The following is a 25,729-nucleotide window of genomic DNA, read 5'->3' on the forward strand; positions in this document are numbered from 1 at the left end:
GCCGCTGTCACGAATGCGTCAGGAACCCGACGCACAGTGCACAATCCGGCCGGGAGCGGCAGGGGGGCCGGCTCCGGCAAGGCAGCTTCATCCTTCTCGAGGATTCCTGGGGGAACCACATGCATCACAGACTGCTTCGAGCCGCGGCGCTCGCGTGCGCGCTGGCGTACGCCGGCAGCGGCCAGGCCCAGGTCGTCATCAGCCAGGTGTACGGCGGCGGCGGCAACAGCGGGGCCACCTACAAGAGCGACTTCATCGAGCTGCACAACAACGGCACCAGCGCGGTCGACCTGGCCGGCTGGTCGGTGCAGTACGCCTCGGCCGCCGGCACCAGCTGGCAGGTGACCCGCTTGTCGGGCAGCCTCGCGCCCGGCGCCTACTACCTGGTCAAGCAGGCCGACGGCAGCGGCGGCAGCGTCGACCTGCCCACGCCGGACGCGACCGGCACCATCGCGATGAGCGGCACCGCGGGCAAGGTCGCGCTGAGCCGCTCGTCCACCGCGCTGAGCGGCGCCTGCCCGACCGGCAACGTCGACCTGGTCGGCTTTGGCGGCACCGCCAGCTGCGCCGAAGGCAACGCGCCCACCCCGGCGCCGAGCAATACCCTGGCGGTGCTGCGCGGCAACGGCGGTTGCACCGACAGCGACAACAACGGCGCCGACTTCGCCACCGGCGCACCCACGCCGCGCAACAGCGCCAGCAGCCTGCACCCGTGCGATGGCGACGGCACGCCGGTGCTGACCGTGGCCGATGCCTCGGCCGCCGAGAACGCCGGCTCGCTGGTGCTGCAGGCGGTGCTGAGCCGGCCCGCGGGCAGCGGCGGCGTCCGCGTGGCCTATGCCACCGCGGACGGCACCGCCACCGCGGGCAGCGACTACCAGGCCGCCTCCGGCACGCTGACGATCCCGGAGGGCCAGAGCAGCGCCACGCTGGCGATCGCGCTGGTCGACGACACCCTCGTCGAGGGCAACGAGACCTTCCACGTCGACTTCAGCGACGCCAGCGGCGCCCGCCTGGGCACCACGCGCGCCACCGCGACGATCGTCGACGACGACTTCGACCGCATCCCGATCCACGCGATCCAGGGCAGCGGCGCCCGCTCGCCGTACGAGAACCAGGTGGTGGCCACCTCGGGCATCGTCACCGCGCGCCGCGGCAGCGGCTTCTTCCTGCAGGCGCCGGACGCCGAGGCCGATGGCGATCCGCTGACCTCCGAGGGCATCTACGTCTACACCGGCAGCGCGCCGCCGGATGCGGCGATGGTCGGCAACCGCGTCACCGTGCAGGGCACGGTGCAGGAATACGTGCCCAGCGCCGATCCGGCGCAGCCGCCGCTGACCGAGATCGGCGGCTCGCCGACCGTGGTGCTGCAGTCCACCGGCAACGCGCTGCCGGCGCCGGTCGCGCTGACCACCACCTTCCCGGACCCGAATGGCGCCTACGACCAGCTCGAACGCCTGGAAGGCATGCGCGTCACCGCCGCCAGCCTGACCGTCAACGCGCCCACCGGCGGCGGCGTCACCGAGTCCAGCGCGACCGCGACCAGCAATGGCGTGTTCCATGCGGTGGTGACCGGCCTGCCGCGCGCCTGGCGCGGCCCGGGCGTGCAGATGCCCGATCCGCTGCCGGCCGGTTCCCCGGCCGGCGTGCCGCGCTGGAACACCAATCCGCAGGTGATCGCGGTCGCCAGCGCCTCGCTCGGCGGCGCGCGCATCGACGTGGCCTCCGGTTGCATCGTCACCGGCGTCACCGGCCCGCTCGACTACAGCTACCGCCGCTACACCATCGCGCCGGAAAGCGCCCCGCAGGTCGATTGCAGCCGCGCCGGCCCGACCCCGGCGCCACAACCGTCGGCCGACGACGTCAGCGTCGCCACCTACAACATGGAGCGCTTCTTCGACGACCAGAACGACCCGGCGATCGGCGAGCCGGTGCTCAGCAGCACTGCCTACCAGGGCCGCCTCAACAAGGCCTCGCTGGCGATCCGCGACTACCTGCACCTGCCGGACATCCTCGGCACGGTCGAGGTCGAGAACCTGGCGGTGCTGCAGCAGATCGCCGCCAAGGTGAACGCCGACGCGGTCGCCGCCGGCCAGCCCGACCCGCAGTACGCGGCGTACCTGGTCGAGGGCAATGACGTCGGCGGCATCGACGTCGGCTTCCTGGTCAAGCAGGCCGAAGTCGCCGCCGGCCTGGCGCGCGTGGAGGTCAAGGCGGTCAGCCAGCAGGGCAAGGACGTCACCTGGACCGAGCCGAGCGGCACCGTCAGCCTGCTCAACGACCGCCCGCCGCTGGTGCTCGAAGCGGTCGTGCACTTCGCCGACGGCCGCCAGCTGCCGCTGACCGCGATCGTGGTCCACCAGCGCTCGCTCAACGGCGCCGAGACCGACGACGCAGCCGGCCAGCGCGTGCGCGCCAAGCGCCAGGCGCAGGCGGAATGGCTGGCCAACCTGCTGCAGGCCCGCCAGCTCGCCGACCCGGGCGAGAAGGTGCTGGTGATGGGCGACTTCAACGCGTTCGAGTTCAACGACGGCTACGTCGACGCGATGGGCACCGTCACCGGCAAGCCCGCGCCGGACGAGGAGACCGTGGTGGCCGGCGACGGCGCCGACCTGGTCACGCCGGACTACACCGACCTGACCTGGCTCGACACGCCCGACCTCAGCTACTCCTATGCCTACGACGGCAACGTGCAGTCGCTGGACCACATCCTCGCCAACCACGCGCTGATGAACGCGCAGGACGTGGCCACGCTGGTGCTGGGCCATGCCCGCATCAACGCCGACTTCCCGGAGACCGCGCGCAACGACTTCGCCGCGCCGACCCGGCTGTCCGACCACGACCCGGCCCTGGTCCTGCTCCGGCTCAAGCCGGTGCAGCGCGCGGACCTGGGCGTGGCGGTGAGCGCGGCCAACGATCCGGTCTACGCCGGCGACGCGGTGTTGTTCACCGTGGATGTCGCCAACCGCGGGCCGGAGACGGCCGAGACGGTGGCGGTGGCGTTCGCGATCGATGCGCAGGTCGCGCCGGCCGTGACCGCCGCGCCGGGCTGGAGCTGCCAGGCCGCGCAGCCGGAAGGCGCCAACACCAGCGTCACCTGCACCATCGCCCGCTTCGCCAGCGGCGCCGCACAGTCGTTCGCCATCAGCGTGCCGAGCGAGGCGACGATGGCCGGCCGCGCGCTGACCCTGGCCGCCTCGCTGCGCTCGCAGACCCAGGACCCGCAGCCGGACGACAACGAGCACCAGGCCACGGTCACGCTGCAGGCGCGCCCGGCCGGCAACCTCGCGGTCGCGATCCAGGGCCCGGCCACGCTGCCGATCAATGCGGTCAGCGCGCAGTACGCGATCACCGTGGCCAATCGCGGCACCGCGCCCGCGCGCGGCGTCGGCCTGGACGTGGAAGGCGACACGCTGTCGCTGCTGTCGAGCCTGGCCGCGCCGCGCGGCTGGACCTGCCAGAAGCAGCTGCAGGGCGGGCCGCGCTCGGCACGCTTCCAGTGCGTGGCCGCGCGCGACGTGGCGGTGGGCGCTTCCGTCTCGTTCGCCCTGGTCACGCCGATCGTGCCGCCGCCGGCCGACGGCGTGGTGACGATCCGGGCGAGCGCGCATTCCCGCTCGGCCGATGCCGACCCGAGCGACGATGCGGCGAGCTGGAGCACGCGGATCCAGCGTCCCGGCCGCGGCCGCTGAGCGAGCGGCGTGGGTCCGAAGGGGCGCGGCGCGAGCCGCGCCCCTTTTCTTTGGGCGTTTGCCCTGCGCCTTGTCGACGGCGTATTCCGCGGGAGGGACTTCGTTCCCGACGAGGCGTCACCGGCACGGCCTCGTCGGGACTGGAGTCCCTCCCACAAGGGCATCGCCAGCTGGTCCGGCCCGCAGGGGATGGTGCGAAGGCCCGCGGCGCATGCCAGCTCTTTGCAAGACTCCCCTGCTCGATACCTGACCATCCGAGGGTGGGAGTGCACGATGGGAGTGCATTTTTGGGACTTCAGTCCCGACGGAGCCTTACCGGTCACCCTGCCGGGTTGGAGCCCTCGCGACCCGTGCCCTGCCCGCCAGCACCAATGTGCCGGGCATGGCGTATCGTGCCTCCGAACGCCGCAGCGCAGCACGGCGCAACTGCCTGCGCCGCCGGGATCGCGCGCGCGAAACCGGCCCATTCATGGTGCACGCCAGCATGAAAACGTGCTGCAGCGCAGGACGGGTTCCCGCTACGAGTTCCTTAACATGGCACTTCATATCATCTGAAACTTCTTGATGAAGGTGCCGTACGCAATGACCGTTGCCGCGCAGTTCGAGATCGAGTTTCTCCAGTACCTGGACGCGGACGGCAGGCCGCTCCGCGACGACCTCCCCGCCGATGCCGCCAACCCGCGCCGGCTGGTGGAGCTGTTCAAGCGGATGCTGTACGTGCGCACCTTCGACAGCAAGGCGATCGCCCTGCAGCGCACCGGCAAGCTCGGCACCTATGCCGCCTGCCTGGGCCACGAGGCCTCGCACGTCGGCATCGGCGCGTCGATGAAGGACGGCGACGTGTTCGCGCCGAGCTACCGCGAATACGGCGCGCTGTTCGAGCGCGGCGTGCGCCCGCGCGACGTGCTGTTGTACTGGGGCGGCGACGAGCGCGGCAACGACTTCCCGCACGACACCCCGGCCGGCATCGACTTCCCGTTCTGCGTGCCGATCTCCACCCAGTGCCTGCACGCGGCCGGTGCCGCGCTGGCGTTCAAGCTGCAGAACAAGCCACAGGTCGCGGTGGCCGTATGCGGCGACGGCGGCAGCTCCAAGACCGATTTCTACGCCGCGCTCAATTCCGCCGGCGCCTACAAGCTGCCGCTGATCCTGTGCGTGGTGAACAACGGCTGGGCCATCTCGGTGCCGCGTTCGGCGCAGACCGGCGCGCAGACGCTGGCGCAGAAGGGCATCGCCGGCGGCCTGCACTGCCTGCAGGTGGACGGCAACGACATGATCGCGGTGCTGGAAGCGATGCGGCAGGCGCGCGAGCGGGCGCTGGCCGGCGAAGGCGGCACCGTCATCGAGTTCCTCACCTACCGCCTGTCCGACCATACCACCGCCGACGACGCGCGCCGCTACCGCGACGACGCCGAGGTCAAGGCGGCCTGGGCGCGCGAGCCGATGCACCGCCTGCGCAACTACCTCGTCGCCCAGGGCGCCTGGGACCAGGCGCAGGAAGACGCGTGGAAGGCCGAGTGCGCCGCGCGCGTGGACGAAGAGGTCAACGCCTATCTCGCCACGCCGGTGCAGCCGGTCGAGGCGATGTTCGACTACCTGTATGCCGATCCGCCGCCGGAGCTGTTGTCCCAGCGCGCCGCGGTCCTCGCACTGGAGCAACGCCATGGATGATCTGAAGCAGCGTCCGAACGACAGCCACGCCCCGCACGACGCAGGCACTTTCGACAGCGCCGCCGGTGCGCGGGGAGAGACCCAGATGACCACGACCCCCATCACCCTCATCGAAGCGATCACCCAGGCGCTGGCCTGGGAACTGGAACACGACCCGTCGGTGCTGGTGCTCGGCGAGGACGTCGGCGTCAACGGCGGCGTGTTCCGCGCCACCGCCGGCCTGCAGCAGCGCTTCGGCGCGCAGCGCGTGCTGGATACCCCGCTCGACGAGACCACCATCGCCGGCCTGAGCGTCGGCCTGGCCGCGCAGGGCATGAAGCCGGTGGCCGAATCGCAGTTCGACGGCTTCGTCTACCCGATGCTCGACCACCTGATCAACCACGCCGCGCGCCTGCGCAACCGCACCCGCGGGCGCCTGCATTGCCCGATGGTGCTGCGCGTGCCGTGGGGCGGCGGCATCCGCGCGCCGGAGCACCACAGCGAGGCCAACGAGGCGCTGTTCACCAACGTGCCGGGCCTGCGCGTGGTGATGCCGTCCTCGCCGCAGCGCGCCTACGGCCTGCTGCTGGCGGCGATGCGCGACCCGGATCCGGTGATCTACTTCGAACCCAAGCGCATCTACCGCCAGTACAAGGAAGTGGTCGCCGACGACGGCGAGGCGCTGCCGCTGGACGTGTGCTTCGTGCTGCGCGACGGCACCGACGTGACCCTGGTGGCCTGGGGCGCGCAGGTGAAGGAAGCGCTGGAAGCGGCCGACAAGCTGGCCGGCGAAGGCATCAGCGCCGAGGTGATCGACGTGGCCACGCTGCGCCCGCTGGACTTCGACACCATCGCCGAATCGGTGGCCAAGACCGGCCGCTGCGTGATCGTGCAGGAAGCCCCGCGCACCGCCGGCTTCGGCGCCGAGATCGCCGCGCGCCTGGCCGAGCGGTCGATGTACGACCTGCTCGCCCCGGTCGAGCGCGTCACCGGCTACGACACCCATATCCCGCTGTTCCGGCTGGAGATGAAGTACCTGCCGAGCGTGGAACGCATCGCCGCCGCCGCGAGGCGGGCCGTGGCCGCGAGATAGCGCGTGGCACGCTCCGACATGCTGCGCGCCCGACTGCTCTGCGACTACCGCACGTCCTATCCCAATCCGATCCGCTTCGACGCCGGCCAGGTGGTCGAAGTGGGCGTGCGCGACGAGGAATGGCCGGCGTTCGCCTGGGTGCGCCTGGACGGCGGCAACGCCGGCTGGGCGCCGCATGCCTGGCTGCGCCCGCTCGGCGACGGCCGCGCCGAGGCGTTGCGCGACTACGATGCGCGCGAGCTCGACGCCGACCGTGGCGACACCGTGCTGCTGCATCACGAACACGGCGGCTGGTGGTGGTCCGAACGCGCCGACGGCGCGTTGGGCTGGCTGCCGGAAGCCGACCTGGAACTGCTCGAAGAACCTCTGCTGGAATGCGAAACACCATGAGCGAGACCAAGAATTTCAACCTGCCCGACCTCGGCGAAGGCCTGCCCGACGCCACCATCGTCGAATGGTTCGTCAAGGAGGGCGACACGATCCGGCTCGACGAGCCGCTGGTGTCGATGGAGACCGCCAAGGCGGTGGTGGAAGTGCCCTCGCCGGTTTCCGGCAAGGTCGTCAAGCTGGCCGGCGCGGCCGGCGACGTGGTCGTCACCGGCGCGATGCTGGCGCAGTTCGAGATCGACCCGAACCTGCCGCAGCGCGCCGAGGGCCAGGACACCGGGCACCACCATGGCGGCGCCTCCGCCACGCACCAGGACCCTGCGGGAGGGGCTTCAGCCCCGACGGCGCCTTCCCGCGAAAGCACCGGCGCCGAGACGGAAGCGGCCGACGCCGGTACCGTGGTCGGCGCGATGCAGAGCTCCAACGCGGTGCATGCCGAACAGGCGGTCGCGGTCGGCGGGATCAAGGCGATGCCGGCGGTACGCGCGATGGCCAGGAAGCTCGGCGTCGACCTGGCGCGCGTGCGCGCCAGCGGTGCCGACGGCACGGTGACGATGGCGGACGTGAAGCAGGCGGCAAATGGCGGTGCCTTGCTCCCCTCGCCCTCCGGGACGACGGCGCATGGCTCGCGCGCCACTGGCGCGCATGCGTCGGAGCGCTCGCGCGACGAGCGCGAGCCGGGGCGCGGAGCGGGGGTCGGGGGTGAGGATGCGGCTGCCCGTATCGCCCCCGTGTCCACCGAATCCTCGCCCCAACCCCTCTCCCGGGGGGAGAGGGGCTTGGAAGCGCAGCGCCCGCCCCTGTCCGCCTCCGGCAAGCCGATGCGCACCCAGCCGCCGGGCGTGGCCGCCAAGGGCCAGCCCGAACCGCTCAAGGGCGTGCGCCGCAACATGGCGCGGGTGATGGCCGACGCGCACAGCAAGGTCGTGCCGACCACGCTCAACGACGATGCCGACATACACGCCTGGCTGCCGGGCAACGACGTCACCGTGCGCCTGGTGCGCGCGATCGTCTCCGCCTGCCAGGCGGTGCCGGCGCTCAATGCCTGGTTCGACGGCGAGACCCTGACCCGCACCCTGCACGGCCATGTCGACGTCGGCATCGCCGTGGACACCGACGACGGCCTGTTCGTGCCGGCGCTGCGCAATGCCGACATGCTCGACGCGCGCGGCATCCGCGAGGGCGTCAACCGCCTGCGCGAGCAGGTCGGCAACCGCAGCATCCCCGCCTCGGAGCTGACCGGCTACACGATCTCGCTGAGCAACTTCGGCATGTTCGCCGGCCGCTACGCGACGCCGGTGGTGGTGCCGCCCTGCGTGGCGATCGTCGCGGCCGGCCGCGCCCGCCACCAGCTGGTGCCGGTGATGGGCGGGATCGAGACGCACAAGGTGATCCCGCTGTCGCTGACCTTCGATCATCGCGCCTGCACCGGCGGCGAAGCGGCGCGCTTCCTGCGCGCCTTGATCGACGATCTCGCGCTGGCACAGTAACGGCCGATTCCTCGTCGGCAGGGCCCGGGCATCGCGCGATGCCCGGGCCCTTTTTCATCGCGGGCGCGGTTCAGCGCGCCGGCGCGGCCAACGGCTCGCCCAGCTCGAACCGCATGCTGCGGAAATCCAGCGTCCAGCTGTCGAACGCGTTGAGCATGTCGCCGCCCAGCACGCCCTGGCTGCGCGCCTGCACGTCGGTGGAATCGCGCAGCGCGACCGGCAGCGAGCCCAGGCGGTGGCGGCGCCCGCCGACGGCGACCTCGACGTCCTTCCATTGCGCGACTTCCTGCTCGGTGGCACCGCCGGCGCCGGCAAGCCGCTGGCGGCTGCGCGGCAGCGGCCGCACCAGCTCCGGGTGCAGCGCGGCGAAGCGCGCCGACAACGACGAGCCGTTGCCGCCACTGTCCAGGTGCAGCGGCACGGCGATGCCGCCGACGCCCGCCTCCACGAACAGATCGCTGCCGGCCAGCGCCAGCGGGCTCCCGGCCACGGGGCCGGCGTGCTCGCCCCCCGCGCTCAGCACGCCGTCGTGGCCGAAGCGCACGCGCTGCATCGCGCGGAACACCGGGAAGCCGACGATCGCGTCGATGCGATAGCCGCCCGGGACCGGCATCTCCAGCTGTGCGTCCTCCAGCACCAGGAAGACCACGTGCTCGAGCACGAGCCCGGCCAGTTCCAGGCGATCGGCCACCGCCACGCGGGTCGCGATCGAGCTGCGGCTCGACGTCCCCACGCGGGCCTGGCCGAGTTCGCGCAATCCCAGCCGGGCCGCGGTCGAGGCCGACACCACCGACAGGTTGGCGCCGGTATCGAGCACGGCCTCCTGCGCATGGCCGTTGATCGCGACCTGGGCGCGCGGCAGGCCCACCTTGTCGCGCGCGAATCGCGCCTGGCCGGGCTCGAACGCCACCACCCGCTGCGCAGGCGCCGCGGCGAGGCTGCCCGCCAAGCCGGCCAGCGTACTCGCCCCCTCGATCTGCGCCGCGCCGCCATCGCAGCGCCGCAGCAGGGCCAGGCGCGCGCGCCCGGCTTCGGCGGCACGCGCGTACGACCCGGCGGCGAATGCGGCATCGGCGATGACGCCTTGCGCCAGCGCCGTGTCGCACCCCTCGCCGTCGCGGCGCAGGAAATCCTCGGCCAGGGCGATGGCATGGCGCTCGTCCAACCGTGCGGCGGCCAAGCGGGCCTGCGCCAGGGACTGCCAGCGCGGCTCCAGGGAGGGCGCGGAGGCGGCCAGCGCGGCCACGTCGCCGTCCGCGGCCTGCTGCAGGAGGGTGCGCGCTCGTGCGTCCGCGTCCGCCGGCGGAATCGCCCAGGCGGCGCAGGTCGTCGCCACCAGCATCGCGAACAGGCCGGCACGGACCGGCCGGATGGTACGGGAGGACATATAGGGGTATCCTGATCCAAGACAATTGTTTTCTGTAAAACAGAAATTAATATGCAAAATACGAAAAAGTCAATGCAGCTCATCCGGGCCGCGCGCCGGCTGCGCTGGGCGGTCTGGCTGGGCGTGGTCCTGGTGCCGCTGCTGACGCTGTCCGGCGTGATCGGAGCCTGGCAGGGCGGGGCCGGCTGGGGTGGCGCGACGCTCCATCCGGGCAACCTGGGCCTGGGCTGGGCCACCGCGCTGGCGATCGCGCAGGGCGGCCTGGTGGCAGGCGCGCTCCACCAGTTGGCCGTGCTGCTGGGCCAGGTGGCGCCCGGCCAGGTGTTCCCGCCCCAGGCGGCGCGCCGCTTCGGCCGCTTCGCGGCGCTGCTGTTGTGCGCCGTGCTGGTGCACGGGGTGCTGTCGGCGCTGCTGGAGGGCTGGTCGGCCTATGCGCGCGACGGTGGCCGGCTGGTGCTGGACATCGATGCCGCCGACCTGCTCGCGTTGCTGGTGGCGGCGGTGTTGTGGCTGGTGGCGCGCTTCTTCGCCGAGGCCTCGCGCCTCGAAGAAGACCAGCGCTCGATCGTCTGAGGCGCGCGGGCATGGCCATCGTCGTGCGCCTGGACGTGATGCTCGCGTTGCGCAAGGTCCGTTCGCGCGAGCTCGCCCAGCACGTGGGCATCACCGAGTCGAACCTGTCGCTGCTCAAGTCCGGGCGCGTGCGCGGCATCCGCTTCGAGACGCTCTCGAAGATCTGCGAATACCTGCAATGCCAGCCCGGCGACCTGCTGGTCTACGAGCCGGGCGACGATCCGCCCGGCGACTCCGCCGGCGAGGATTGACCCGGGGTCCGTCGACGCGACGCGCCCCCGGCTACCCCCTCGCGCCGGCAGGCCCTGGGCTCAGCCCACCACGCGCACGGGCGCATGCACCTCGCGCCGGTTCGCCGCCCCGCCGGCATCCTCGAGCAGGTGCCGGACCAAGCCGCGCGCCGCGACGCGCAACTCCGGCACCGCCGTGATCTCCCACAACGCGCCGCGCAGCAGCGGGCCGACGCAGTACAGTCCTTTCACCGGCGCGCCCGCGGCGTCCAGCACGTGCAGCGACGGGTCCACCTCCAAGCCGAGGCCGAGCGGATCGGGCCGCACCAACCCGCCCTCGCGCAGGCTCGAGACCAGCGGATCGCTGGTGCGATCGACGTCGGTATCCAGGCCGGTGGCGCGGATCAGCACGTCGTAGCGCTCGGCCACGGCCTGCTCGCGGCCGCGCTCGCGCAGCACCGCTTCCAGCCCGTCCTCGACCAGCCGGGCGCGCAGCAGGCGCGCCGCGCGGATCTGCAGCCGGCCCAGCTTCTGCAGGATCTGCAGCCGCGCGTACGCTTCCGGCGCGACGCGGTGCCGCGCGACCTCCCAGTACGGCCGCAGATGGCGCAGGAAACGCGCCCGTTCCGGCTGCCCCAGCCCGCGCCAGAACGGTTGCAGGTACGGGCGCAACGCATCGATCACGCGGCGCCAGTCGTCCAGCACCGCCATCAGTTGGCGCACCCCGCGCAGCACGCCGGCCAGGTCGTGCTCGCGCAGCGCGCGCAGCACGTTCGGCGGCAGCTCCAGCGACGGCGCCGGCAGCGCGGTATGCGGTTGCGGCGCCAGTCCCCGCCGCGAGATCGCCGTGATGGTGCCGCGGTGCCCGCGCGCCGCCAGCGTCGCGGCCACGTCCACCATGGTCAGGCCCGCCCCGACCACGAGGATGCGCGCGTCCGGCGCGATCGCCTCCAGCACCGGCCCCTGCCACGGCCAGCCGATGTAGCGCGGATGCACGCCGAGGCGCGGGCCGATGCCGGGCAGCGATTGCGGCGGCAGCGCGCCGAGCGCGAGCACCACCACGTCGCTGCGAAGGCCCTCGCCGCTGGCGAGGAAGATCCGGAAGCCGCCGCCCGGCGCCCGCTCGATCGCCACCGCCTCCTCGCCGATGCGCTCGACCTCGAACGGCGCCTGCTCCACCGCGGTTTCCAGGTGCGAGCGCAGGTAGTCGCCATAGGCCAGGCGCGGCAGGAACTCCAGGCGCCCGCCCTCGCCCAGCTTCAGGAAATCGGAGAATCCGCCGGGCTCGTCCGGATCGATGCCCAGGTCCTTGGCGCGGACGTTGAGCAGGTGCTCGGGCCGCGCCGCGCCGTAGGCCACGCCGCTGCCGAAGGTATCGGCCACGCCGACCAGGCTGACGCGGATGCGCGCGCCCTGCGCCTGGCGGGCCAGCTCGCGGACCAGCGCGGTGCCGCAGAAGCCTGCGCCGATGATCGTGACATGGGTGGTCATGCGTATTCCCCGTCGTTGGACCGGCGGACGTTTTCGCCCGATGCCCAAGGCGATGTGTAAAGCGCGGGTTAATGCCCGGCTGGCGATCGATCATGAGCTTATGCCGCATGGCGATGAGCCTGCCGCGGCAAGGCCCGGCCGCGCGCGGATCGCGCCGGCGGCGATAATGGCATTTGGCTATCTGGACCGAGGTACTGCATGAATCCAGCTTCCCTGCACGGACTGCGCGCGCTCGTCGCCGGCGGCAGCCGCGGCATCGGGTTCGCCATCGCCGATGCGCTCGCCGATGCCGGCGCGGCGGTATCGATCTGCGCGCGCGACCGCCAGGCGCTCGGCACCGCCGGCGAGCGCCTGCTGCGCCACGGCCGGCAGGTGCACTGGCATGCTTGCGACCTCGCCGACGACGCCCAGGTCCAGGCCTGGATCGCCGCGGCGGCCGACGCGCTCGGCGGCATCGATGCGGTGGTGAACAACGCGTCCGGCTACGGCAACGGCAGCGACGACGCGAGCTGGCGCGCCGGATTCGAGGTGGACCTGATGGCCGCGGTGCGCGTCAACCGCGCGGCGCTGCCGCACCTGCGCCGGGGCCATGCCGCGGCGATCCTCAACATCAGCTCGATCAACGGCTCGCGCCCCACGCCGCGCGCGACGGCCTATTCCACCGCGAAGGCGGCGCTGAACTACTACACGGTCACGCTGGCGGCCGAGCTGGCGCGCGAACGCATCCGGGTCAACGCGATCGCGCCCGGCTCGATCGAATTTCCCGGCGGGCTGTGGGACCGCCGCCGCGAGCAGGAGCCGGAGCTGTACGCGCGCATCCGCGCCAGCATCCCGTTCGGCAGCTTCGGCGCGGTCGAGGACGTGGCCGATGCCGCGCGCTTCCTGCTGTCGCCGCAGGCGCGCTGGATCACCGGCCAGGTGCTGGCGGTCGACGGCGGCCAGTCGCTCGGCGCATAGGACGAGCAGCCGCGGGAGACGGCACCGGCGCGTGCGCGCTCAGGCCAGCGCAGCCGATCCGATCACCTCGACGCCGGGCCTGGGCGCCAACGCGGCCGCGACCATGGCCGCGGCGATGCGCGGCGAGGGATTGATCCGCCATGCGCGCGGCAGCAGCGGTCCCAGCGTCCCCAGCACGAGGCCCGACACGCGCTCCAGCGTCCTGGACCGCTCGCGCTCGCCGCCGATCAATCCCGGCCGCACCAACGTCAGCGAATCGAAGCCGAGCGCGCGCAGGTCGCGCTCCAGTTCGCCCTTCACCCGGTTGTAGAAGAACCTCGAGCCCGGATCGGCGCCCATCGCGGAGTTCAGCACGAAGACCGGCACGCCCGCTTCGCGCAGGGCCTGCGCCAGCCACAGGGGATAGTCGTGGTCGATGCGGAAGAACGCCTCGCGCGAACCGGCCCGCTTCATCGTGCTGCCCAGCGCGCAGATCGCCGCGTCCGCCCGCCAGTCGCGCGCCGCCGTGCGTACCCGCTCGAAGTCGATCACCGGATTGCGCAGCTTCGCCGCCAGCGGCGGCGGCAGCGCACGGCGGGTCGGCGCGATCACCTCGGCCACCCGCTCGTCGGCCAGCAATCGCGCCAGGACATGGCCGCCGACCAATCCGGTGGCTCCCGCCAGCACGATCCGCTTCGCCACCGGTGCGATCTCAGGTCAGCGGGGTCATCACGCCGGCCCGGTAGGCCGGCCGCTGCACGAGCCGTTCGTACCACGCCTGCAGGTGCGGCAACTCGGGACGCTCGATCGGCATCCCGAACCAGGCATAGGCGAATGCCCCCAACGGGATGTCGCCCATGGCGAAGCGCTCGCCCGACAGCCACGGCTGCCTGGACAACGCGGCATCGGCGCGGGCGAGCAACTGGCCCGAACGCTCCAGCGCCGCGGCGATCGCGGCCGCGTCCCGCTGCTCCGGCGCGGTGCGCAACACGCCCCAGAACAGGTCGCGGAACGCCGGCGCGAAGCTCGAGGTGGTCCAGTCCATCCACTTCTCGCCGATCGCGCGTTCGGCCGGATCGGAGGGGTACAGCACGTCGAGCGCGTAGCGCGCGCAGAGATAGCGCACGATGGTATTGGACTCCCACAGCGGCAGGCCGTGGTCCTCGATCACCGGCACCAGGCCGTTGGGATTCATCGCGCGGTAAGCGGGCTCGTCGGTGCCGCCGTATGCGCCGCCGACCTGAACCGATTCGTACGGCAGGCCGATTTCCTCCGCGCACCACAACACCTTGCGCACGTTGCTGGAATTGTGACGTCCCCAGATCTTGAGCATCGTTTCGCCTCCAAATGCTGGATTCTAGACGCAGAAAGGCGCCGCGCGGACCATGTTCCATGCTGTCTGGCGCCTGACTTCGGCGGCCGCCCGCTCACATGCCCTCAAGGAAACGGCATCGAGAATGGCATCACCGATCCAGCAGGAAACGTTGATGGCCCGCGAGAGCCGCTACGAAATCGAGACCTATCTGCTGCACGACATCCGCGTGCGCGCGCACCGCGAACGCGCCGGGGATGCATGGCGCGTGCGCGTCGACGTGCGCCGTCCCAATGGCGAGCATTGCCGCCGCATCGAGGACGACACGCCATGGCCGCAAGCCGAACAGGCCGTACTGGAAGGCTTCCGCCTCGGCCGGACCCTGGTGAACAACGGCGAATGCTGAGCATCCGCACCGCGGTCGCCGCCTGAGCGGAACGGACGCGTATGCGTTCCGCGCCGGGTGCCATCGTACCCATCGCATCGACAAGCAAGAACGACGCTGCTGGAGCCCCTGCGTCCTGGATCCGAACAGCCGGCCGCTTCCGTGGCGGAACGCCTAGCTTCCACTGCGGCTCGACACCACCTTCGCCGTGCTCGCGATGCGGTCGCGCTCCACCGCCAGCAGCACCAGCGCGCGCGACGCCACCGTCAACACGCTGCCGCCGGCCACCGCGCGCCCTCCGTGGCGCGCGGTATCGACGAGCACCTTCCAGTGCTCGTCGTGCATCGCCGGCAGCGTGAAAGGCAGTTCCTCCTCCGACGCGTTCAACAGCATCAGCAAGGTCACGTTGGCGGCGATCTGGCGCAGCCCGCTGGCCGGGGCGCGGCCGTCCAGGCGCACCATCAGCGCGCGCTGCTCGCCATTGCGCCAGTCCGCGTTCCGCATCTCCTCGCCATCCGGGCGCAGCCAGGTGACGTCCTTCAATCCGAGCGCCTCGTCGTACTCGCCGTCGAAGAAGCGCGAGCGGTGCAGCAGCGGATAGCGCCGCCGCAGCGCCAGCAACCGGCGCACGAATCCCGACAGGTCCGAGGCCGGCGGCCGCGCGGCGGCCTCCCAGTCGATCCAGGTCAGCTCGTTGTCCTGGCAATAGGCGTTGTTGTTGCCGGCCTGGCTGTGGCCGAACTCGTCGCCGGCCAGCAGCATCGGCGTGCCCTGCGAGAACAGCAGCGTCGCCAGCAGGTTGCGCATCTGGCGGCGGCGCAGGGCGTTGATGGCGACGTCGTCGGTCTCGCCCTCCACGCCGTGGTTGCAGGACAGGTTGTGGTTGTGGCCGTCGCGGCCGTCCTCGCCGTTGGCTTCGTTGTGCTTCTGTTCGTAGGTGACCAGGTCGTGCAGGGTGAAGCCGTCGTGCGCGGTGATGAAGTTCACCGACGCGGTCGGCCGGCGGCCGCGGTGGTCGAACAGGTCGGCCGAACCTGTCAGGCGCGTGGCCAGCTCGGCCAGCGTGCCCCGGTCGCCGCGCCAGAACGCGCGCACGTTGTCGCGGAACTTGTCGTTCCACTCGGCCCAGCCGGGCGGGAAGTTGCCCACCTGGTAGCCACCCGGGCCGATGTCCCACGGTTCGGCGATCAGCTTGACCTGGTTGAGGACCGGGTCCTGGCGCACGGCATCGAGGAAGCTGCCGGACGGATCGAAGCCGTAGCGCTCGCGGCCGAGGATCGTCGCCAGGTCGAAGCGGAAGCCGTCCACGTGCATTTCCTGCACCCAGTAGCGCAGCGAGTCCAGGACCATGCGCAGCGCACCGGCGTTGGTCAGGTCGAAGGTGTTGCCGGTGCCGGTGTCGTTGATGTAGAAGCGCCGCTCGTCGGCCAAGCGGTAGTAGCTGGCGTTGTCGATGCCGCGGAACGACAGCGTCGGGCCGAGTTCGTTGCCCTCGGCGGTGTGGTTGTAGACCACGTCGAGGATCAGCTCCAGCCCGGCCGCATGCAGGCGCGCGACCATTTCCTTGAACTCGGCGACGGTGTGGGTGGAGAGATAGCGCGGCTGCGGCGCGAAGAACCCGATCGTGTTGTAGCCCCAGTAGTTGCGCAGGCCTCTTTCCAGCAGCGGCTGGTCGTCGACGAAGGCATGCACCGGCAGCAGTTCGAGCGCGGTGACGCCGAGCTCGCGCAGGTGGCCGACCAGCGCCTCGTGCTTGAGCGCGGAGAACGTGCCGCGCTGGTCCTGCCCGATCTCCGGGTGGCGCATGCTCAGGCCCCGCACGTGCGCCTCGTAGATCACCGTGTGGTTCCACGGCGTGCGCGGCGCGCGGTCGGCGCCCCAGGTGAACGCAGGATCGACCACCACGCTGCGCGGGACGAACGGCGCGCTGTCGCGGCGGTCGAAGCTCAGGTCCTTGTCCTTGTGCCCGAGCGTGTAGCCGAACACCTGCGGCGCCCATTTCAGGTGGCCGACGATCTGCTTGGCGTACGGATCGAGCAGCAGCTTGTTGGGGTTGAAGCGATGGCCGGCATCCGGCACGTAGGGGCCGTGCACGCGATAGCCGTACCGCAGGCCCGGGCGCGCTTCCGGCAGGTAGCCGTGCCAGACCTCGTCGGTGTACTCGGGCAGCACGATGCGCTCGGTCTCGCGGCCGCGCACGTCGAACAGGCACAGCTCCACCTTGGTGGCGTTGACCGAGTACAGCGCGAAGTTGACGCCCAATCCGTCCCAGGTCGCACCGAGCGGGAACGGCCGGCCTTCGCGGATGCGCGAGCGCTGGCCCAGCTTGCGCGGCGGCATCTCAGCGCTCTCCCGGCGGCGGCGCGGCGTCCTGCTCGGCCGCACGGATCTCCGCGTCCACCAACCGCTCGGCCATCGCCCAATGCCGCAGCTCCTGGCCGTCCGGGCGGCCCTCGGCCTCCCATATTTCGCGCGCGAGCTGCTGGATGCGTCGCTTCCGTTGTTCTGCGTCCATCGGTTTTCCCGTCATGTCGAAAGCAACACGGCGACCGGCCCGCCCGCGAACAGCGCCGGGGCGGCGAGCCGCCCGCCACGCGCGTCGAGCTCGGTGCCGGCCAGCGCGTGGCGATAGCGCCCCGGCGGCAACGCCAGCCGGGCGTCGCCCCAGGTCCTGGCCGGCAGCGGCAACGCGGGATCGGCGCCGGCGCCGCTGGCGCGCGCGACCGCCACCACCAGGTCCCGGCCGCCCTGCCGGCGCCGGAACGCCAACAGCTGCGCGCCGGCGATGCGCGGCGTGGGCAGCGGTTGGTAGTCGCCCTGAGAGAATAGCGCCGGATGGTCATGGCGCAGTCGCAGCAGCCGCGCGACCAGGCGCGCCTTGACCGCCCCGTCACGCCAGTCGTGGAGCAGCGCGCTCCAGCCACGCTCGTCGTGCAGCCAGGCCTGGCGCAGGCCGTAGTCCACCGCGCGGCGATTGTCGGGATCGACCAGCGACAGGTCCCAGCCCTCGCAGCCCTGGTAGAGATCCGGCACGCCCGGCACGGTCAGGCGCAGCGCCGCCTGCGCCAGCCCGTTGCATGCACCGGCCGGGCCGATCGCCTGCGCCGCCCGCCACAGAGCGCGCCGCAACGGCTGTCCGCGCGGCTCGCACAGCAGGGCTTGCACGCCCGCTTGCGCGGCCCGTTCGTAATCCGGGCACGGATCGATCCAGCTGGTGGACAGCTTGGCCTCGCGCAAGGCCTTGCGCTGCCATGCCACGATGCGCGCGGCCAGATCGCGCAGCGCGTCCGGATCGTCCGGGCGCAAGGGCGGCGGCCAGGCCGCCACCAGCGTCTGCCACAGCATCCAGCGATCGCCGCCGTGCAGCGCCTGGAGCCCGCAGCTCGCCGCCAGCGCTTCGAAGCGCTCGACCTGCCCGATCCACCAGCGCGGTCGCGCGGACAGCACCGCCAGGCGCGCACGCACGTCTTCGCCGCGCTTGTGGTCGTGGGTGGCGGTGGTCAGCAGCGCGCGCGGATGGCGCTTGGCGCGGGCACGGCAGGCGGCATGGAAACCCGCCGCGTCCAACGCGAAGTTCGCCGCGTCCGGCAGGCTGCCCACCTCGTTGCGCGAGAGCAGCACGCCATGGCGGTAGTACGCGGTGTCCTCGACCGCCTTGGCGTTGAGCGCGGTCGCGAGCTGTTCGATGCGCAGGCGCGCGGCGCGGCGCGATGCGATCTGCGCGGCGGGCGCGCCGTCGTCGCCTTGCAGCCACGGCAGGACCGCCGCGATGGCGGCGCGCACCGCCTCGGGCATGCCCTCGCCGGCGGCACGTGCGGCCGCCTGCAGCCGCTCGCGGGCGTCCGCGGCCAGCCCCGCGCGTCCATCGGCGCGGTATCCGGGCACTCCGCACAACAGCGTGGCCAGTCCGCGCGCCAGCATCTGCGGGCTGAAGTCGCGTGCGTCGGGCTGGTGCCGCGCCACCGCCGACAGCGCCGCCACGGCGCGCATGAACTCGGCCTGCAGCGGGCCGCGCAACAGCTCGGCGCGCGCCTGCCGCACTTCCGCGTCGAAGTCGCCGTCGCGCCCGCTGAGGCGGCGCCACGCGGCGGCGAGCGGGGCCCGGCCGGAGGCGGCATGCAACCAGCCGCCGACCTGGTCCATGAAGTCGTAGCCGGTGGTGCCGTCGCAGCGCCAGCCCTGCGGCAGGTCTTCGCCGCGGGGCAGGATCTTTTCCACGTACAGCGCGATGCTGCCGGCGGGCAGGCCCCGCCCGCGGCCGGCCGCATCCAGCGCGGCGCGCAATCGCCGCAGGTACCGGCGCGGATCGGCCAGGCCATCGATATGGTCGATGCGCACGCCATCGACATGGCCCTCGGCCACCAGCCGCAGCGGCAGCGCATGCACGGCCTCGAACACCTCCGCCCGCTCCATCCGCAGCGCGACCAGCGAGGCGATGTCCAGGAACCGGCGGTAATTGACCAGGTCGCTCCCGGCGCGCCACCACAGCAACCGGTACGGCTGCCGCTCGATGAGTTGCCGCAGCCGCTCGCCGTCGACGGGCATCCCGGCTCCGTCCGTCTCCAGCGGGAAGCGCTGGTCGTCGTAGGCCAGCTGCACCTGCCCGTCCGCGTCCACCGCCTGCAGCCGTCCTTCGCGCAGGGCCTGGGCCAAAGGCCGGTCGAGCACCGGCAGCAGCAGCTTGCCGTCGCAGCCGGGCGCCTGCCAATCGATGTCGAACCACTGCGCGTGGCGGCTGCGCCGGCCGTGGCGCAGCACGTCCCACCACCATGGATTGGTCGCGTGCGTGGCCATGTGGTTGGGCACGATGTCCAGCAACAGGCCCATGCCATGCGCGCGCGCCGCCCGCGACAAGCGCACCAGGCCCGCTTCGCCGCCGAGCTCGGGATTGACCGTGCCCGGATCGGTGTTGTCGTAGCCATGCGTGGAGCCGGGCACGGCCTGCCCGATCGGCGAGAGGTACAGGTGGCTGACGCCGAGCGCGGCGTAGTACGGCACCTGCGCGGCGGCGGCATCGAAACCGAAGGACGCCTGCAGTTGCAGGCGCGCGGCGGCACGCAAGGGGATCATCGGGTCGCCTCCTCCGGCAACGGCAGGCGCCGGGCTTCGGCGAAGGCCTGCACCGCGGCGTGCAAGGTTTCCGCCGGCACGGGATCGGGCAGGCGCCGGCGCCAGTTGGGATGGCCCGCCACGGTGCCGGGCAGGTTGGGTTGCTCGGGCAAGGCGAGTGCGTCCTCCACCGGCAGCAACGCCAGCGGAGCCGGTCCGCGCGCGGCGTAGGCCAGCGCATCGCGCCAGGGATGCCCGGTATCCAGGCCGGCCAGGGCGATCGCGCGTTGCAGGGCGACCAGGTCGGCCTGGCGCCTGCGCGGCGCGTCGTCCGGCCCCGACAGGCCCAACCGTTCGCGCCAGGCGATGTCCACGCCCTGGCGCCAGCCGACCAGGGTCGGCAAGTCGTGGGTGGTGGTGGTGGCGACCGCGTCGGCGCGCCATTGCGCCGGCGGCAGGAACGCGCCGTCGGCGGCGCGGGTGAACATCAGCACGTCGATGCCCATCACGCCGCGCGCCGACAGCGCCTGGCGGATGCCGGGCGGCACCACGCCCAGGTCCTCGCCGATCACTACCGCCCGGTGCCGCCACGATTCCAGCGCCAGCAGGTTGAGCAGGTCGTGCAGGGGGTAGTCGAGGTAGACGCCGTCGCCGGAACCGGCCCCTTCGGGCACCAGCCACAATCGCTGCAGGCCGAGGATATGGTCGATGCGGATCCCGCCGCGGTCGCGCATGACCGCCCTCAGCAACGCCAGGAACGGCGCGTACCCGGCATCGCGCAGGGCATCGGGCGAATAGGTGGCCAGGTTCCAGGCCTGGCCGTCGGCATTGAACGCATCCGGAGGCGCGCCCAGGCCGACGCCGCGCAGCACCTCCCGCGGCCAGGCCGCGGCTTCGGCGCCATGCGGATCGAAGCCCACCGCCAGGTCGGCGATCAGCCCGATCGCCATGCCGCGCTCGCGCGCGTCGCGCTGCACGCCCTGCCAGCTGCGCGCGGCCAGCCATTGTCCGAACGCATGCAGCCCGGGATCGCCATCGCCGAAGTCGGCGGCGGCGAAACCGGCGTAATCGGCCAGCGCCGGTCCGGCTTCGCGCCGGAACGCGGCCAGGTCGTCGCGCAGGACCGGCGCGGCTTCGCCGAAGGCGGCATGCAGCGCGCGCAGCCATCGCCCCTTCGCATGCGCCGCGCGCGGCCAGTCGATCAGCTCCGCGTCCTGCAGCTGCCGCAGCGCCGAGGACAGGCCGGGATCGCGCGCCAGGACGTCCTGCGCGAGCCTGCCGAGCACGCGGCGCGGCGCGGCATGCAGCGGATCGAGGAAGCGCCGGTCGCTCGGCGAATACGGGCTGTAGGCGGTGCGTATCGGCCGGGCCGCATGGACCGGGCTCAAGGCCAGCGCATCCGCGCGTGCGAGCGCGGCGCGGCGCACCCAGTCGTCGGCCCCGCCGGCGTCGCCGATCCCGCCATCGCCCTCGCTGCGCGCCGAATAGACCTGCAAAGCCAACCCCCAGGCGCGCGCCGGCGTGCCGCCGCAGGCATCGGCCACCGAGAAGCAGCGCGCCGGCGCCACCGCCACGGCCTGCGCCTGCGTGCCGTGCAGCAAGGTCCAGTAGCCGGGGCGTGCGGGCGCGTGCAAGGCACCGCCGGCATCGCGCACCGCATCGCAGGCGTTGCCGTCCTCGTCCACCCATTGCGCCGGGGTGCCGCAGGCGAGCTCCAGCGCGGCCCCGGCCTGCACGGTCGGCAAGGGCGGCGGCGTGGCGGCGCCGCCGAGCCTGCGCAGGCTGTCGCGGCATTGCCGTGCATCGCGTGCGGGCCGGCCGAGCGCTTCGAGCACGGCCCGCAACGTCGGCGGCGTGACCCGGCGCGGGCGGCCGTCCACGTCGGTCCAATCGACCCGCAGGCCGGCCGCGCGTGCCAGGGCGTGCAGGTCGTCGGTTTCGCTCATCGCGTGGCTTCCTGGCGGATTCTTTGCCCGTGCCCCGATCCGTCATTCCCGCCGGGCGGGAAGGATGGATGCCGACGTTCCGCGCGGCACGGCACTATCCCTCCGCCTGCAGGTACAGCGTCGCCAGCGGAGGCAGCTGCAGTTGCAGCGATTGCGCATGGCCGTGCATCGGCACGGGCTCGGTGCGCAGGCCGCCGCCGTTGCCGGCGTTGCTGCCTCCGTAATGGCCGCTGTCGGTGTTGAGGATCTCGCGCCAGAGCCCGGCGCGCGGCACGCCGACCCGGTAGCCGTGGCGCGGCACCGGCGTGAAGTTGCTCACCGCCAGCAGCGGCGGCGCGGCGCCGTCCGGATCGTGCCGGACGAAGGCGAAGGCGCTGTTGGAATGGTCGTCGCCGACGCTCCAGTCGAAGCCCTCCGGCAGGTGGTCGCCGCGGTGCAGCGCGGGATGCCCGCGATAGACGCGGTTGAGGTCGGCCACCAGCCGGCGCAGCCCGGCATGCGCCGGGTGCGCCAGCGCGCCCCAGTCGAGCGTGCCGTCGTGGTCCCACTCGCGCCACTGGCCGAACTCGCCGCCCATGAAGAGCAGCTTGCTGCCCGGGTGCGCCCACATGAAGCCGAGGTAGGCGCGCAGGTTGGCGAAGCGCTGCCAGTCGTCGCCCGGCATCTTGGCCAGCAGCGCGCGCTTGCCGTGCACCACCTCGTCGTGCGAGAGCGGCAATACGAAGCGTTCGGAGAACGCGTACACCAGGCCGAACGTCATCTCGCTGTGGTGGTGCGAGCGGTGCACCGGGTCGCGCTGCAGGTACTGCAACGTGTCGTGCATCCAGCCCATGTTCCACTTGTGGGTGAATCCCAGCCCGCCGCGCGCGGTCGGCGCGGTGACGCCCGGCCAGGCGGTGGACTCCTCGGCGATCATCATCACCCCCGGGAAGCGCCGCGCGATCTCGTCGTTGAGCCTGCGCAGGAAGGCCACCGCCTGCAGGTTCTCGCGGCCGCCATGCTCGTTGGGGATCCATTGCCCGTCCTCGCGGCTGTAGTCGCGGTAGAGCATCGAGGCGACCGCATCCACGCGCAGGCCGTCGACGTGGTAGCGCTCGATCCACTCCAGCGCGCTGCCGATCAGGTAGGCGGCCACTTCGTGCCGGCCGTAGTTGTAGATCAGCGTGTGCCAGTCGCGGTGGAAGCCCTCGCGCGGATCGGCATGTTCGTACAGCGCGGTGCCGTCGAAGCGCTGCAGGCCGTGCTCGTCGCCGGGGAAGTGCGCGCTCACCCAATCCAGGATCACGCCGATGCCGGCCTGGTGGCAGGCGTCGACGAACCGCGCGAACGCCTCCGGCGAACCGTGCCGCGCGGTCGGCGCGTACATGCCCAGCGGCTGGTAGCCCCACGAACCGCCGAACGGATGCTCGGTGACCGGCAGCAGCTCGATGTGGGTGAAGCCCAGCTCGCGCACGTACGGCACCAGTTCCGCGGCCAGCGCATCCCAGTCCGGCAGGCCGCCATCGGCGGCGCGGCGCCATGAGCCTGCATGCAGCTCGTACACCGATAGCGGCCGCCGGTCGAAGCCCTGCGCGCGCGCGTCCAGCCAGTCGCCGTCGCGCCAGGCGAACGCCTCGCCGGCCGGCACCACCGAGGCGGTCGCGGGCGGCGCCTCGGCCTGCCGCGCGAGCGGATCGGCCTTGTGCGGCAGGCGGCTGCCGTCGGCCGCGGTGATCTCGTACTTGTAGCGCGCGCCGGCGGCCACGCCCGGCACGAACAGCTCCCACACCCCGGCGGTGTGGCGCAGGCGCATCGGGTGGCGGCGCCCGTCCCAGCCGTTGAAGTCGCCGACCAGCGCGACCCGGCGCGCATTCGGGGCCCACACCGCGAAGCGCACGCCGGGCACGCCGTCGCGCCGTTCGTGGTGGGCGCCGAGCGCGCGGCGCAGCGCTTCGCCGTCGCCCTGCACGATCCGCTGCAGGTCTTCTTCGGCGATCACCGGGCCGTAGGCGTAGACGTCCTCGATTTCCTCCACGGCGTCCGGCCAGACGATCCGCAGGCGGTAGCCGGCCGGCTCCCGCAGCACGCCCTCGAACAGGCCCGGGAACTCGCCCGGGTGCAGCCGCGCCAACAGGCGGCCCTGCGCATCGACCAGGCCGACCGCCTCGGCTTCCGGCAGCAGCACGCGCACCTTGAGCGTGCCGTCCTCCTGCCCGTGCGGCCCCAGGAACGCGAACGCGTCGGCGGGCTCGCCGCACGCCAGGGCCCGCAACGCCGCAGGCGGGGCCGCCGCGCCGTCCTGCCCGATCGCCACCATGCCCGCCTCGCCCTCGCCGCCCACCGTCCCCTGCTCGCGCTCGCTCATGCGTCCACCGCGGTCGTGCGTTCGTACAGGGCGATGTACTTGCTCGCGGCCACGTCCCAGCCGCTGGGACGCAACATCGCCGCGCGCCGCATGGCGCCCAGCAGGCTGGGCAGGCGGAAGGTGCGGAACGCGCGCTGCAGGCAGCGCCGCAGCGCGTCGGCGCTGGCGCCGTGGAACAGGAAGCCGGTGACGCCGTCGTCGACGGTGTCGATCAGGCCGCCGGTGGCATGCGCGATCGGCAGGCAACCGAAGCGTTGCGCGTACATCTGGCTCAGCCCGCACGGCTCGAAGCGCGACGGCATCAGCAGGAAGTCGGCCCCGGCGAACATCCGCCGCGCCAGCGCCTCGTCGAAGCCGATGTAGGCGCCGACGTGACCCGGATAACGGCGCGCCAGCGCCGCCACCTGCTGCTCGATCTGCGGTTCGCCCCCGCCGATGACCACGATCTGGCCGCCGGCCGCGACGATCTGCGGGGCGACCTCGCAGATCAGGTCCAGCCCCTTCTGGTGCACCAGCCGCGACACCACCGCGAACAACGGGCCGTCGCCCTGCGGAAGGCCGAACGCCTGGCGCACCTGGCGCGCGTTCTCGTTGCGGCCCTGCCACTGGTTGACGCTGAAATGGCTGTGCAGGTGGCCGTCGGTGCGCGGGTCCCAGCTGTCGTCGATGCCGTTGACGATGCCGGACAGCGCGCCGCTGGCGGCGCGCCCGGCGAGCAGGTCGTCCAGCCCGCAGCCCTGCGCCGCGCCGGTGATCTGCGTGGCATAGCTGACGCTGACCGTGTTGACGTGGTCGGCATGCACGATGCCGCCGCGCAGGAACGAGAGCTGCCCGTAGAACGCGAGTTCGTGCACGTGCTCGGGCGGGATGCCGAGCACCGGCGCCAGCGAGTACGGGAACAGGCCCTGGTAGGCCAGGTTGTGGATGGTCAGCAGGCACGGCGTGGTGCCGCCGGCCCAGCGCACGTAGGCCGCGGCCAGCGCGCACGGCCAGTCGTTGAGGTGCAGCAGGTGCGGTTGCCAGTCGAGCCCGGCATGGCCGGCGGCGATCTGCGCGGCGGCGTGCGACAGCGTGGCGAAGCGCACCGCGTTGTCGTCCCATTCCTGGCCGTCGCTGGCGACGTAGGGCGAACCCTCGCGCTCGAACAGCGCCGGGCACAGCAGGATGTAGACCGGCAGGCCGTCGGCCTGCTCGATGCGCCCGATGTCGCAGGCCGGCAACCCGGCATGCGCCACCACCCGGCCGACCACCTCCACCCGCCCGGCGCGCGCCAGTACCGCGCGGTAGCCGGGGATCAGCACGCGCACGTCGTAGCGCCGCCGGAGTTCGCGCGGCAGCGCGGCGGCGACGTCGCCGAGCCCGCCGGCCTTGACGAAGTCGGCCATCTCCGACACCACGAACAAGGCGTTGCGGGTATCGGGCTGCGGGGGCGGCAGGGCCTCGTGGTGGCGGACGAAACGTCCGCGCGCATCGCGCGTGCGCGCCGTCGGCGGAGGCGACGGGGGAGCGTCGCGCAGCAGCGCGACGGAACTGTCGAGCGTAAACAGGGCGACCATCACTACATCCGTCAGTGTGGGGGGAAAGACGGAAACAGCCGGTGCAACGGTGGAGCAACCGCCATCGCCGGCCTTGCGGGCGGGCGATCTGGATCGAGTAACGGGTGGAGGGCCGGCCGGTGGACACCGCGTGCCCTCTGTCGGCGAATCTACCGGAGAACGCGAAAGAATGCGTGAAGCGCGGCGCGATGAATGCGACGCCCGCTCC

Annotated in this window: 20 protein-coding genes; 10 read left to right on the forward strand and 10 right to left on the reverse strand. The window is 72.4% G+C overall.

The features are described from left to right. Positions 1–119 precede the first annotated feature (119 nt). The 5 genes from FD678_RS19380 (at position 120) to FD678_RS19400 (ending at position 8,312) form a co-directional block, all read left to right on the forward strand. The gene (locus tag FD678_RS19380; RefSeq protein WP_140727858.1) at positions 120–3,692 is read left to right on the forward strand and encodes a Calx-beta domain-containing protein; all 3,573 of its coding nucleotides are present in this window, start codon (positions 120–122) and stop codon (positions 3,690–3,692) included. A gap of 582 nt (positions 3,693–4,274) precedes the next feature. Then, complete coding sequence (gene pdhA, locus FD678_RS19385) at positions 4,275–5,363, forward strand: pyruvate dehydrogenase (acetyl-transferring) E1 component subunit alpha (protein WP_140727861.1); 1,089 nt, start codon at positions 4,275–4,277, stop codon at positions 5,361–5,363. Positions 5,364–5,448: 85 nt separating this feature from the next. Beyond that, positions 5,449–6,435: an alpha-ketoacid dehydrogenase subunit beta gene (locus tag FD678_RS19390; protein ID WP_218569885.1), complete on the forward strand. Its 987-nt coding sequence runs from the start codon at positions 5,449–5,451 to the stop codon at positions 6,433–6,435. A gap of 18 nt (positions 6,436–6,453) precedes the next feature. Continuing rightward, on the forward strand, positions 6,454–6,825 hold the full coding sequence (locus tag FD678_RS19395) for an SH3 domain-containing protein (protein ID WP_256661981.1): 372 nt from the start codon (positions 6,454–6,456) through the stop codon (positions 6,823–6,825). Then, on the forward strand, positions 6,822–8,312 hold the full coding sequence (locus FD678_RS19400; RefSeq protein WP_140727865.1) for a dihydrolipoamide acetyltransferase family protein: 1,491 nt from the start codon (positions 6,822–6,824) through the stop codon (positions 8,310–8,312). Before FD678_RS19395 ends, FD678_RS19400 begins: the two co-directional genes overlap by 4 nt. Before the next feature lie 70 nt (positions 8,313–8,382). Here FD678_RS19400 and FD678_RS19405 read toward each other — a convergent pair whose 3' ends face one another. Beyond that, a complete protein-coding gene (locus FD678_RS19405) occupies positions 8,383–9,699 on the reverse strand; it encodes an aspartyl protease family protein (protein WP_140727867.1) in 1,317 nt (438 codons plus the stop codon). 72 nt (positions 9,700–9,771) lie between these two features. Here FD678_RS19405 and FD678_RS19410 point away from each other — a divergent pair, with 72 nt between their 5' ends. Both FD678_RS19410 and FD678_RS19415 read left to right on the forward strand, forming a co-directional pair. After that, the gene (locus FD678_RS19410) at positions 9,772–10,272 is read left to right on the forward strand and encodes a DUF2975 domain-containing protein (RefSeq protein ID WP_177497921.1); all 501 of its coding nucleotides are present in this window, start codon (positions 9,772–9,774) and stop codon (positions 10,270–10,272) included. An 11-nt stretch (positions 10,273–10,283) separates the two neighbouring features. Continuing rightward, positions 10,284–10,523 carry a helix-turn-helix domain-containing protein gene (locus FD678_RS19415; protein ID WP_140727883.1) on the forward strand — a complete coding sequence of 80 codons (240 nt, stop codon included), beginning with the start codon at positions 10,284–10,286 and terminating at the stop codon, positions 10,521–10,523. 60 nt (positions 10,524–10,583) lie between these two features. On the opposite strand, the gene FD678_RS19420 is transcribed toward FD678_RS19415, so the two are convergent. Further along, on the reverse strand, positions 10,584–11,993 hold the full coding sequence (locus FD678_RS19420) for an FAD/NAD(P)-binding protein (protein ID WP_140727886.1): 1,410 nt from the start codon (positions 11,991–11,993) through the stop codon (positions 10,584–10,586). Here FD678_RS19420 and FD678_RS19425 point away from each other — a divergent pair. After that, positions 11,971–12,195, forward strand: a complete 225-nt coding sequence (locus FD678_RS19425; RefSeq protein ID WP_140727888.1) for a hypothetical protein — start codon at positions 11,971–11,973, stop codon at positions 12,193–12,195. The two genes, FD678_RS19420 and FD678_RS19425, sit on opposite strands and share 23 nt — an antisense overlap. After that, complete coding sequence (locus FD678_RS19430) at positions 12,192–12,950, forward strand: SDR family NAD(P)-dependent oxidoreductase (protein ID WP_140727890.1); 759 nt, start codon at positions 12,192–12,194, stop codon at positions 12,948–12,950. The genes FD678_RS19425 and FD678_RS19430 overlap by 4 nt, the downstream gene beginning before the upstream one ends. A gap of 39 nt (positions 12,951–12,989) precedes the next feature. On the opposite strand, the gene FD678_RS19435 is transcribed toward FD678_RS19430, so the two are convergent. Both FD678_RS19435 and FD678_RS19440 read right to left on the reverse strand, forming a co-directional pair. Further along, positions 12,990–13,631: an NAD(P)H-binding protein gene (locus FD678_RS19435; protein WP_140727892.1), complete on the reverse strand. Its 642-nt coding sequence runs from the start codon at positions 13,629–13,631 to the stop codon at positions 12,990–12,992. Between the two features lie 10 nt (positions 13,632–13,641). After that, positions 13,642–14,262 carry a glutathione S-transferase family protein gene (locus tag FD678_RS19440; RefSeq protein WP_140727894.1) on the reverse strand — a complete coding sequence of 207 codons (621 nt, stop codon included), beginning with the start codon at positions 14,260–14,262 and terminating at the stop codon, positions 13,642–13,644. A 124-nt stretch (positions 14,263–14,386) separates the two neighbouring features. Between FD678_RS19440 and FD678_RS19445 the strand changes: the two genes are divergently transcribed. Continuing rightward, on the forward strand, positions 14,387–14,647 hold the full coding sequence (locus FD678_RS19445) for a hypothetical protein (RefSeq protein ID WP_140727896.1): 261 nt from the start codon (positions 14,387–14,389) through the stop codon (positions 14,645–14,647). A 153-nt stretch (positions 14,648–14,800) separates the two neighbouring features. On the opposite strand, the gene glgX is transcribed toward FD678_RS19445, so the two are convergent. The 6 genes from glgX to glgA all read right to left on the reverse strand — a co-directional run bounded on the left by glgX (position 14,801) and on the right by glgA (position 25,521). Beyond that, positions 14,801–16,966: a glycogen debranching protein GlgX gene (gene glgX / locus FD678_RS19450; RefSeq protein ID WP_140727898.1), complete on the reverse strand. Its 2,166-nt coding sequence runs from the start codon at positions 16,964–16,966 to the stop codon at positions 14,801–14,803. A 1-nt stretch (position 16,967) separates the two neighbouring features. After that, positions 16,968–17,141, reverse strand: a complete 174-nt coding sequence (locus tag FD678_RS19455) for a DUF2934 domain-containing protein (protein WP_140727900.1) — start codon at positions 17,139–17,141, stop codon at positions 16,968–16,970. Positions 17,142–17,152: 11 nt separating this feature from the next. Further along, positions 17,153–19,696: a malto-oligosyltrehalose synthase gene (gene treY / locus FD678_RS19460; protein WP_140727902.1), complete on the reverse strand. Its 2,544-nt coding sequence runs from the start codon at positions 19,694–19,696 to the stop codon at positions 17,153–17,155. After that, on the reverse strand, positions 19,693–21,621 hold the full coding sequence (locus FD678_RS19465; RefSeq protein ID WP_140727903.1) for a 4-alpha-glucanotransferase: 1,929 nt from the start codon (positions 21,619–21,621) through the stop codon (positions 19,693–19,695). The genes treY and FD678_RS19465 overlap by 4 nt, the downstream gene beginning before the upstream one ends. Before the next feature lie 94 nt (positions 21,622–21,715). Further along, positions 21,716–23,917 (reverse strand): 1,4-alpha-glucan branching enzyme, encoded by a 2,202-nt coding sequence (locus FD678_RS19470; RefSeq protein WP_218569887.1) that lies wholly within the window; start codon positions 23,915–23,917, stop codon positions 21,716–21,718. Positions 23,918–23,961: 44 nt separating this feature from the next. Beyond that, positions 23,962–25,521 carry a glycogen synthase GlgA gene (glgA, locus tag FD678_RS19475; RefSeq protein WP_140727905.1) on the reverse strand — a complete coding sequence of 520 codons (1,560 nt, stop codon included), beginning with the start codon at positions 25,519–25,521 and terminating at the stop codon, positions 23,962–23,964. Between the last annotated feature and the right edge of the window lie 208 nt (positions 25,522–25,729).

It is taken from the genome of Pseudomonas sp. Hp2, assembly GCF_006386585.1.
GTDB classification, from domain to species: Bacteria; Pseudomonadota; Gammaproteobacteria; order Xanthomonadales; family Xanthomonadaceae; genus Pseudomonas_S; species Pseudomonas_S boreopolis.